Origin of the sequence: Streptomyces longispororuber, assembly GCF_014656095.1 — a bacterium.
In the GTDB taxonomy this organism is placed as follows: Bacteria; Actinomycetota; Actinomycetes; order Streptomycetales; family Streptomycetaceae; genus Streptomyces; species Streptomyces longispororuber.
Map to the genome: position 1 here is coordinate 1 of NZ_BNBT01000221.1, position 10,149 is coordinate 10,149.

Sequence of the window (10,149 nt, forward strand, 5' to 3'; positions counted from 1 at the left end):
GGCGGCCAGGGCCGCGGCCGCTCCCGGCGCGACAGCCACGGCGGCCGTGGCGGGCGTGGCGGGCGGGTGGGTGGCGGGGCGCGGGGCGGGCGGGCTCAGGGCGGTGTCGTGGCGCAGGATCGCCTCCATGCGCGCGCGCAGCGCCGGGCCCGGCTCCACCCCCAGCTCGTGCACCAGGCGCTTGCGCGCCCGGTCATAGACGCACAGCGCCTCCGCCTGGCGCCCGCACCGGTACAGCGCGAGCATGAGCTGGTCGTAGAAGCGTTCACGCATGGGGTGTTCGGTGGTCAGCTCCTCCAGCTCACCGGTGATCTCGCCGTGCCGCCCGGCGCGCAGGCAGGCGTCGTAGAGCAGTTCCAGCGCGGCCAGGCGGTGCTCCTCGAGCCGGCCGGCCTCCGCGGCGCAGATGTCGCCCAGCACGCTGCCCTCCAGCGCCGGGCCGCGCCACAGCGCCAGCGCCTGGCGCAGCAGGTCCGCGGCCCGCCCGGGCGCGTGCGGGGCCGCCTGCCGGGCGCGGGCGGCCAGTTCGGCGAAGGCGCGGGCGTCGGTGCCCGCGCCGCCCAGGCGCAGCACGTACCCCGGCGGGCAGGTGGAGATCCACTCCTGCCCGCCCCCGGCCGGGCCGACAGCGGGCAAAAGGCGGCGCAGGCGCGCCACGTGGGCCTGCAGCGCGTTGGCGGCGTTGGCCGGGGGGTGCTCGCCCCACAGTTCGTCGATCAGGCGCGGCACGGACACATGGTGCCCGGCCAGCGCCACCAGGGCGCCGAGCAGGGCGCGCTGCTTGGCCCCGGCCGGAAGGACCCGCACCCGGTTGCGCTCGTCGTACATCTCCACGGGACCGAGAATGCGGAACTGCATCGGTTGCCCCCCTCGCACCGGCCCGGCCACGCGGCCCGGCCGCCGGGTTGTCGGGCGCCTCACCGCTTAGGTGCGCCCCTGTTTCGATGACTGTGCAACACACCCTTTTTTCTCTTCGGACGATAGACGATGCCCCCCACCCGGTCAGCACACGCCAGACAGCCTCCGGCGCCGGTGTGGCCGCCCTTGAGGACCGGTCTTTTCCTCGCGCGGAAAACCCCGGCCTTTCCCCGCCCGCATTTCACCCGCAAATGCCCCGGCCCCGGGGCGGGAGGGCAGGTGCCCGACTGCCGGGCCGGGGCGCCGCAGGCGGGCGCCGGACGGGCTGCGGCCGGGCCCTGGTGAGGGTCGAGCGGTTCTCCAGCCTTGGTGGTGAGGCTGCAGGCACCAGCGCTCGAAGGACCGGCCGGCCCCGGCGGAAGGTGGCGGATCGATGGCATCGGCAACGACGCTCGCCCAGCAGGACCAGGCCGCGGCACCCGCCGCGCCCCCAGCACCCCCCGCACCCCCCGCATCCTCCGCGACACCTTCCGCGCCCGCCGGGGGCGCTGCCGCCGCCGGGCACGCCCCCAGCACGACGAGGACGGCCCCGCAGGCGGGCTCGCAGACGGAGGCGGAGGCGGTGTCGGAGGCGGTGTCGGAGGCGGCCCTCCAGCAGCGCGTGGCCGAGCTGGAGACCCGCCTGGGCGATCCCTGGGACGCGGCCAACCCGCTGGGCCACGCCGCGATCCTGGCCGCCGACGCCCGCGGCCAGGTACCCGCCTGCGCCGAGGCGCTGCTGGACGAGGCGGGCCTGAACGCCGAGTTCGTGCCCGCCGCCCTGGGCGGGCGCCTGGTGCGCGCCGACGCCCTGGCCCGCATCCTGCGCCCCGTCTTCCGCCGCGACCAGGCCCTGGGCGTGGGCTACGGCGCCTTCTCCGTGCTCGCGGGCGCCTCGGTGTGGACCGCGGGCAGCCCCGCCCAGCAGCGGTGGGCCGCCGACCTGCTCCTGGGCGGCGGCCGCCTGGCCGTCTCCTACCGCGAACTGGCCCACGGCAACGCCTTCCTGCGCGACGAGTTCCGCCTCAGCCACCAGCGCGGCACCACCGTGCTCAACGGCACCAAACGCGTCATCATCAACGCCGACCGCGCCCAGGGCCTGGTCGTGGTCTGCCGCAGCTCCGACGCACCGGGCAGCCAGGCCCACTCCACCCTGCTGCTGGACCGCGCCGCCCTGCCCGCCGGCCGCGTGCGCGACCTGGAGCCCTACCCGCTGGTGGGCATGCGCGGCTGCCGCATGACCGGCCTGGCCTTCACCGACTGCCCCGTCCCCGACGACAGCCTGGTCGGCGAGGCCGGCGGCGGCGTCCACCTGGCCCTGCGGTCCTTCGCCTTCACCCGCTCCGTCCTGCCCGCCATGGTCCTGGCCGGCGGGGACACCGCCTTGCGCACCGCCTTGCGCTTCGCCCACCAGCACGGCGTGGGCTCACGCCCCCTGGCCCGCAACCCCCAGGCCCGCCGCACCCTGGCCGGAGCCTTCACCGACCTGCTGATCTGCGACAGCCTCAGCCTGGCCGCCACCCGCGCCGCCAACCGCGCCCTGGGCATCACCGGCGTGTACGCGGCCGCCACCAAATACCTGCTGCCCATTCTGCTCAACGACGCCGTGCACGAACTGTCGGTGCTGCTGGGCTCGAGCATCTACGTACGCGACGGCGAGTTCGGCATCTTCCAAAAACACGTCCGCGACCTGCCGGTGACCAGCCTGGGCCACGCCGGCGCCGCGGCCGCGCTGTCCACCATCAGCCCCCAGCTTCCCGCCCTGGCCCGCCGCTCCTGGTCCACCCCCGACGGCACCGACCACCACCTGTTCCGCCTGCGCGCCCCCCAGCCCGCCCTGGACTTCACCCGCCTGGCCACCTTCGCCGACCGCGACCCGCTGTGCGCCGAACTGCCAGCCGCCGCCGACCACCTCCAGCACACCCCCGACACCGCGTTCGCCGCCGTGCTGCGCCCCCTGGTGGGCCACCTGGTGGCCGAACTGCGCCGGCTGCGCGCCGCCTGCGCCACCCTGGCCCTGCTCAGCCGCGACTGCCTGGCCAACCCCCAGACCTACGCCCTGGCCGACCGCTACACCCTGCTGCTGGCCGCCGCGGCCTGCCTGGGCGTGTGGCGCCACCAGCAGCACGGCCCCGACCAGTTCGTGGCCCACCCCGCCTGGCTGGTCAACGCCCTGCTGCGGATCTGCACCCGCCTGGGCATCGGCCCCCTGCCCACCGGCGCCCCGGCCCCCGAGGACGAGGTCTTCACCGAACTGCTGCGCCGCCACGACGAGCCCACCAGCTTCGATCTGTACGACAGCCCGCTGGCCGCCGGCTGACGGGGCCGGCCAAGGAAGGACCGCCATGAGTCAACTGCTGCTGGACCGGGTCGCCGACGACGTCGTCGCGGCCCTGGAGACGGGCCTGGCCCCCGCGGGCGAACACAGCCGCCTGTATGAGGACCTGGGCCTGGACTCGCTGATGCTGATGCAACTGGTGCACCTGCTCCAAGAGCGCCGCCCGGCCCTGGGCGAGCTGCCGCTGGACGACCTGGCCTCCCACATGGCCGACGTCGGCGCCCTGACCGCCCTGCTGCGCACCACCACCGCCACCGCCACCGCCGGCGCCGGGAGCACCGCCGGTGCGGGGGGCACGCACCCGGAGCGCGCGGCGTGAGCACCACCGTGGCCGCCTCGGCCGTGCTGCCCGGCGCCTCCGCGCTGGCCGTGCTGGCCGAACCCCTCCAGGTCACCCCCACCGGCCCCTGGCAGCGCATCCGCAGCGAACTGGCCGAGCAGGCCAGCGTGGTGCTCTACGCCCACCTGGCCGACTGGCTGCCCGACTGGCTGCCCGACCACCCGGCCCCCGGGCAGGAGGGGCTGGGGCAGGGCGCGGTGCAGGACGCCGAGCTGGACGGGTCGCTGCCGCAGCTTCTGGGACGGGACTGGCAGCGCTACCGCTCCATGACCAACCAGGAGGTCCGCGCCCGCTTCCTGGCCTCCCGGCTGCTGCTGAAGTACGCCGCCGGCGCGGTCCTGCAGGCCCGCCCGGCCGACATCGACCTGGCCTACAAGCCCGGCGGGCGGCCCTACCTGCGCGGCTGCGACCAGGTGGACATCAGCCTCAGCCACACCGCCGACCTGCTGGTGGTGGGCATCACCCGGCGCGGCTGGATCGGCGTGGACGCCGAACTCAAAAGCCGCCGCCTGCTGGGCTCGGCGGTCGAGCGCCAGATCTGCACCCCGCACGAGACCGAGCTGATCTCCCGCATCGAGGACGGGCGCCGCAACGCCACCCTGGTCAAGCTGTGGACGCTGAAGGAGGCCTACAGCAAGGCCATCGGCCAGGGACTGCGCTTTCGCTTCTCGGAGTTCGGCTTTTCCCCCGGCGCCGGGCGCATGCAGGTCCTGCGGCCCGACGGCACCCCCGGCTCGGGCGAGGAGTGGAGCTTTCGCACCTGGACGGTGGCCGGCGACTACACGGTGAGCATGGCCCTGTTCGACTTCGGCTTCGGCGACACCGCCGACATCGCCGCCCAGACCATGCTGGACGAGGGCATGGTCGACGCGCTGCTGCGCGAGGCCGCCCGCACCGAACCCCGCCCCGCCCGCTGAACCCCGCCCCCCCCCGCGGGCCCCCGGCGGACCCGCAACGGCGGGCCCCCGGTGGGCCTCCGCGGGGCCCCCGGGAGGGGAAAGGAGGGGGCCGGCCCCGACCGGGCCGGCCCCCCATTTTTTTCTTTGTCTTCTGCTTCCTCGGTGGTCAGCGCGGGCGCAGGATCGCCTGGGTCTGGGTGGTCTGCCCCACCCGGTGGCGCGTCCCGTGCGGCCCGTGCTGGTACAGGTCCGTCTGGATCACCGCCACCGAGCCGCCCAGGTGCAGCGGCGCGGCCACCGCGCGCACCTGGCCGCCGCGCACCGCGGCGAAGAAGTTCGTCTTCAGCTCGATGGTGGAGGTACTGGCGCCCTCGGGCAGGTTCAGATAGGCGCACATCCCGGCGGCCGAGTCGGCCAGCGCCACCAGCGCCCCGCCGTGCAGCACACCCCCCGCGGTACAGCGCTCGGCCGCCCACGGCAGGCACAGCACCACCTGGTGGGCCTGGGCCTGCTCGGCGGTGATGCCCAGCCACGCGGCGAAGGGCATCAGCGCCAGCAACCGCTCGGCTGCCGGCGCCTGCTCATGGTGCGAGGTCATCCGCGCCCCTCCTCAGCGTCAGTGCACCAGCAGGTCCATGTGGCGGTGCAGGTGGCGGGTGAAGTCCGTGGTCACCGCCAGTGCGTGGTTGTCGATGTAGAAGTGGCCGCCGGGGAACTCGCTGTGGCCCAGGTAGCGCGGGCTGCGCCCGGCCCAGTGCGTCATCGCGTCCGGGGCCTGCTGCAGCGGGTCGGTGCTGCCGCCGTAGGAGGCCAGCGGGCAGGAGACGGCCGCCTGGTCGTCGACGTACTGCGCCGAGACCCGCAGGTCGGCGCGGAGCGCGGGGATGACCAGGGCCAGCATCTCGGGGTTGTCGTAGACCTCGGCCGGGAACGAGCCCAGCTTTTTGATCCACTCCAGCATCTCGTCGTCGGGCAGCCGGCTCTCCTCCTCGGTGGGCTGGTAGAACCCCACCGGCGACCAGCCCGAGGTGCCGAGCACCAGCGGGGTGCGCTCGCCCTCGCGCTCCAGGCGCACGGTGAGCCGGTAGGCGAGCTGGGCGCCCAGGCAGTGGCCGAAGAAGGCGAAGGGCCGGTCGTCGTCCAGCTCGTCCAGGACCGCCTCGTACAGGCCCTCCAGCAGCGGCTCGAAGTCCTCGTAGGTCTCCTCCTCGTGCCGGTTGTGCCGGCCCGGCAGCGTCACCGCCTGCGCGGTGACATCGCGCGGCAGCATGGCCGGCCAGTCGCGGTAGATGATGGCGCCGCTGCCGGCGTGCGGCAGCAGGAACAGCCGGATGCTCGCCTCGGGGTCGCTGTCCACCGGGTGGAACCAGTGGCCGGCGGTGGACATGTCGGCGAAAGCGCTCACGCGGATATCTCCTTGAGACGGGGCAGCAGCACATCGGCGAGCTGCTTGAGCTGCGGCTGGGGGGTGAGGGAACCGATACGGATGACCAGATGGCGCGCCCCGGCGCGCACATAGGCCGCCAGCGCGTCGGCGCAGGCCTGAGCGCTGCCCCAGGCGTAGGCCTGGAAGGCGGCCATCTGCTCCAGCGAGGCGCCGTAGTAGTGGTGGATGTAGTGCTCCAGCTCCGCCCGCGCCGCCGCGGCGTCGTCGTTGACCGTCAGCGTGGCGTACAGGCCCGGGGTGACGGCGCCGGGGGCCCGCCCGGCCGCGGCGGACAGCTCCTTTATCCGGTCCCAGGCGTGCCGGTAGGCCTGGGGCCGGGGCAGGAACGGCAGCCAGCCGTCGTAGTGGCGGGCCACGCGCTCAAGGACGCGGGGGGTGTCGCTGCCGGCCAGCCACAGCGGCGGGCCGCCCGGGCGGGCCGGACGCGGCAGCCGGTCCAGATCCCGCGCCTGCCAGAACCGCCCCTCGTACACCCCCCCGCCCGCGGCGAGGCCGCTTTCCTGCCAGGCGTGGCGCCACAGGGCGGCGATGTCGTCCAGGCGGGCGCCGCGGGCCTGGTAGGAGGCGCCGACGGCGGCGAACTCCGCCTCGGTCTCGGGCATCGGAAAGCCCGAGCCCAGCGCCAGCGTCAGGCGCCCGGCGCACACGTGGTCCAGGCTGGCGGCCATGTTGGCGCCGATCAGCGGGTGGCGCAGCGCCGGGGTCAGGGCCGCGGTGCCCAGGTGCAGGCGTTCGGTGACCGCGCCGGCCGCGGAGAGCACCACCAGCGGGTCAAGGCGCGGCCGGGCGGTCAGCGAGTCGCCCGCCCACAGCGAGTCGAAGCCGAGGTCCTCGGCCTGCCGGGCGAAGTCCAGCAGCGGGGCCGCGGCGAAGCTGCCGCTGATGGCCTGTTCCCGGGTCGGCAGCAGCACGCCGATGCGCACCGGGCTCGAGGAGGTGGTGCCCATGTCCCACTCCGATCAGGATCGACTTGGAGGAAAAACCCACAACGGCCCGCCCGCTCACGTCCCCGCCCCCGCGCCCGCGTCCGCCGGGGCGGCCGGGGCGGGGGCGGCCAGCTCCTGGCGGACCTGACGGCGCAGGATCTTGCCCGAGGGGTTGCGCGGCAGCCCGGCCACGACGTGGTAGCCGACGGGGATCTTGTAGTCGGCGATGCGGCCGCGCAAAAACAGCAGCAACTGGCGGGGGCTGGCACTGGCGCCCGGGCGCAGGACCACCGCGGCGTGCACCGCCTCGCCGAAACGCTCATCGGGCAGCCCCACCACCGCGGCGTCGGCCACCGCGGGATGCTCGCTCAGCTCCTTTTCCACCTCGGCGGGGTAGATGTTCTGCCCGGCCACGATGATCGTGTCGTTGATGCGGTCGCACAGGAACAGATAGCCCTGGTCGTCCAGGTAGCCGGCATCGCCCATGTGCAGCCAGCCGTCCACCAGCGTGCGGGCGGTGGCCTCGGGCAGGTTCCAGTAGCCCAGCATCCGCGCCGGGGTGCGGATGCACACCTGCCCGATCTGCCCGGCCGGCAGCGTCCGTCCCTGGCTGTCGATGACCTTGATCTCGTTGCCCGGGCAGGCCTTGCCGGCCGCGCGCAGCAGCGGGCTGCCCGCCCGGTGCGCCGAGGGCGGCAGGCACACCGCCACACTGCCGGCCTCGGTACTGGCGTAGATCTGCGCCATCTGGCAGCCGAAGACCTCCAGGCAGCGGTGCAGCAGCCCCTCGGAGATCGGCGCCGCCCCGTAGGCGACCTTGCGCAAGGAGGCGAAGGTCCGCGCGCTCACGCCGCGTTCGTCCAGCATCATCTGCAGCATCGCCGGCGCCACGAAGGTGATGCTCACCCGGTGCTCCTCGATCAGGCGCACAGCCTCCTGCGCCGCGTACATGGGCATCACCACGTTGGTGGCGCCCACGCACAGCCCGTGCAGGAACCAGCCGATGCCGGCGATGCCGAAGCCCGGCAGCGAGATCAGGCTGATGTCCTCGGCCCGCCAGTCGATCCAGTCCTGCCCGCTGGCCCCGCTGCGGCGCATCGCCTCGGGCAGGGTGAAGAAGGTGCGGTGGGCCAGCACCACGCCCTTGGGCAGGCCGGTGGTGCCGCTGGTGTAGATCTGCAGCACCGCGTCGTCGCAGGTCGCCCGCAGGGCCGTCTCGGCGCTGGAGGCGCCGGCGTACCAGGCCGCCAGCCCGGCCCCGCGATCGGGGCGGCCGTCGCTGCCGGTGCCGTCCAGGCGGATCACCTCGCGCAGCGCCGGCAGGCCGCGCCCGGCCAGCACCTTGTCCACGGTGGGCAGGAACTCCCCGTCCACGAAGAGGACTTCGGCGCCCGCGTCGCGCAGGATGTGGTCCACCTCGGCGGTGGTCAGCCGCCAGTTGACCGGCACGATCACCGCGCCCGCCTTGGCGCAGGCCAGGATCGTCAGGTAGTAGTGCTCCGACTCCCGGCCCAGGTAGGCCACCCGGCTGCCGCGGCCCACGCCCGCCGCGGCCAGGGCGCGCGCGGCCTGGTTGCTGGCCGTGTGCAGGCGCGCGTAGCTCATCCGGCGCCCCTCGCAGATCACGGCCGTGTGCGCGGGCCGGGCGCGGGCGTGCCGGGCCAGCGCGTGCGGCAGGGTCCAGTGCGCGGTGGCCGTCATCTGCCCTTCTTCCTCCCGCGCCGTGGCCCTCGGCGGCGGCACGGGTGTCTCAGGTGGCTGGGTCGGCTCAGGTGGCTGGGCCGGCTCAGGTGGTGCGGCGCGCTCGCCGGGCGCCGGGCGCCGCGGGTGCTGCGGGTGCTGCGGGGGTGTGGGGGAGCGGCGGGGGCCGGGCCGTGCGGCCGGGGGCCTCATGTGCCGCTCCCGGCCAGTTGCGCCTCCACGAAGGCGGCGACCTGCTGCACCGAGGGGTGATCGAAGATCAGGGAGGCGGGCAGGCCCAGAGCGAAGTGGCTCTGCAGTGCGCCCTTGACCTCCATGCCCATCACCGAGTCCAGGCCCATGGAGATGAAGTCGGCCTCCGGCTCGACCTCCTCCACCGACGCGAAGTGCAGCACGGCCGCCACCTTCTCGGCGACCACCTGGCTGATCAGCTTCAGCCGCTCGGGCCGCTCGCGCGCCAGCAGGTCGGCCAGCTCCCCGCCCGCGCCCTCGGCGCCGTCCGCGGGGGCGGCCACCTGCTCGTACAGGGCGCCGGCCACCGGCAGCCGGGCGCAGAACTGCGGCCAGTCATAGACGTTGACCACCCGCTGGACGGCGCCGTGCTGCCACAGCCGGTCAAGGGCGCGCAGCCCCCAGGCCGGTGAGAACAGCCGCACCCCGCTGCGCTCGATCTCGCGGACGTGCGCGGCCTCCATCCGGGCCGACATGCCCACCCGCCCCCACGAGCCCCAGTTGACCGACAGCGCCGGCAGGCCCTGGCGGCCGCGCCAGTGGGCCAGGGCGTCCAGGAAGGAGAAGGCGGCCGCGTAGTGCGCCTGCCCGGCGCCGCCGCGCACCCCGGTGACCGAGGCCACGGAGGAGTACACCGTGAAGAAGTCCAGCTCCGCGAAGGACTGGGCGGCCTCGTGCAGCAGCCAGCCCCCGTACACCTTGGGCGCGAGCTGTTCCTCGATGGCCGGCCAGGTCAGGGCGGAGATCAGCGCGTTGCCCATGGCGCCGGCCGCGTGCACGATGCCGCCCACCGGCTGCTGCAGGCGGTGCAGGCGGGCCACGAGGGCGGCCACGTCCTGCTCCTGGCCCATATCGGCGCGCACCTGGTGCACCTGGGCGCGGGCGCTGAGCTCGCCCAGCAGGCCGGCGGCCTCCGCGGCGGGCGTGCCGCTGCGGCTGACCAGCACCAGGTGGCGCGCCCCGAGCTCGACGAGCTTGTGCGCGGTGGCCAGGCCCAGGCCGCCCAGGCCGCCGGTGACGACGTAGGTGCGATCGGCGCGCACGGTGAACCCGCCCGCCGGGCGCGGCGCCTGCGCCTGCGGCTGGGGGCGCAGGTCGATGACGACCGCCTGGTCGGCGGCGCACTCGGCCGCCGCGCGCAGCGCCTCCTGGCCCTCCTCGGGGAGGTAGACCCGCGCCGGCTTGCGGGCGCAGCCGGTGGCGGCGCGGGCGGCGGCCTCCAGGGGGTCGCTGTTCTCGGCGCGCCGGGTCAGCGAGGCCGCCTCGACGCTCACGACGGGGCCCGCCACGGTGCCCGGGCCCAGCAGGACCGGGGTGCCCGCGGCCCACGGGCTGCCCGGGCCGGCGGCAAGGACGGTGCCGGCCGCCGC

At 75.1% G+C, this 10,149-nt stretch carries 9 protein-coding genes; 3 read left to right on the forward strand and 6 right to left on the reverse strand.

Annotation, left to right across the window (positions count from 1 at the left end; all coding sequences use genetic code 11):
* The coding region (locus IE330_RS36125; RefSeq protein WP_190140414.1) for an AfsR/SARP family transcriptional regulator at positions 1-858 on the reverse strand (858 nt) is incomplete at its 3' end.
* 433 nt (positions 859-1,291) lie between these two features.
* Here IE330_RS36125 and IE330_RS36130 point away from each other — a divergent pair.
* From IE330_RS36130 to IE330_RS36140, 3 genes are read left to right on the forward strand one after another with little or no spacing between them, the layout of a single operon-like run.
* A complete protein-coding gene (locus tag IE330_RS36130; protein WP_229926172.1) occupies positions 1,292-3,217 on the forward strand; it encodes an acyl-CoA dehydrogenase family protein in 1,926 nt (641 codons plus the stop codon).
* 25 nt (positions 3,218-3,242) lie between these two features.
* On the forward strand, positions 3,243-3,554 hold the full coding sequence (locus IE330_RS36135) for an acyl carrier protein (RefSeq protein ID WP_190140415.1): 312 nt from the start codon (positions 3,243-3,245) through the stop codon (positions 3,552-3,554).
* Positions 3,551-4,492, forward strand: coding sequence for a 4'-phosphopantetheinyl transferase family protein (locus tag IE330_RS36140; protein WP_190140416.1), 942 nt, complete (start codon positions 3,551-3,553; stop codon positions 4,490-4,492). The genes IE330_RS36135 and IE330_RS36140 overlap by 4 nt, the downstream gene beginning before the upstream one ends.
* A 148-nt stretch (positions 4,493-4,640) precedes the next feature.
* Here IE330_RS36140 and IE330_RS36145 read toward each other — a convergent pair whose 3' ends face one another.
* The 5 genes from IE330_RS36145 to IE330_RS36165 form a co-directional block, all read right to left on the reverse strand.
* A complete protein-coding gene (locus IE330_RS36145; protein ID WP_190140417.1) occupies positions 4,641-5,072 on the reverse strand; it encodes a PaaI family thioesterase in 432 nt (143 codons plus the stop codon).
* Positions 5,073-5,090: 18 nt separating this feature from the next.
* Positions 5,091-5,861: a thioesterase II family protein gene (locus IE330_RS36150; protein WP_190140422.1), complete on the reverse strand. Its 771-nt coding sequence runs from the start codon at positions 5,859-5,861 to the stop codon at positions 5,091-5,093.
* Positions 5,862-5,875: 14 nt separating this feature from the next.
* On the reverse strand, positions 5,876-6,868 hold the full coding sequence (locus IE330_RS36155; protein ID WP_190140418.1) for an LLM class flavin-dependent oxidoreductase: 993 nt from the start codon (positions 6,866-6,868) through the stop codon (positions 5,876-5,878).
* A gap of 54 nt (positions 6,869-6,922) precedes the next feature.
* Positions 6,923-8,548: a long-chain-fatty-acid--CoA ligase gene (locus tag IE330_RS36160; protein WP_190140419.1), complete on the reverse strand. Its 1,626-nt coding sequence runs from the start codon at positions 8,546-8,548 to the stop codon at positions 6,923-6,925.
* Between the two features lie 188 nt (positions 8,549-8,736).
* A partial coding sequence (locus IE330_RS36165; RefSeq protein WP_190140420.1) for a beta-ketoacyl reductase occupies positions 8,737-10,149 on the reverse strand: 1,413 nt, incomplete at its 5' end.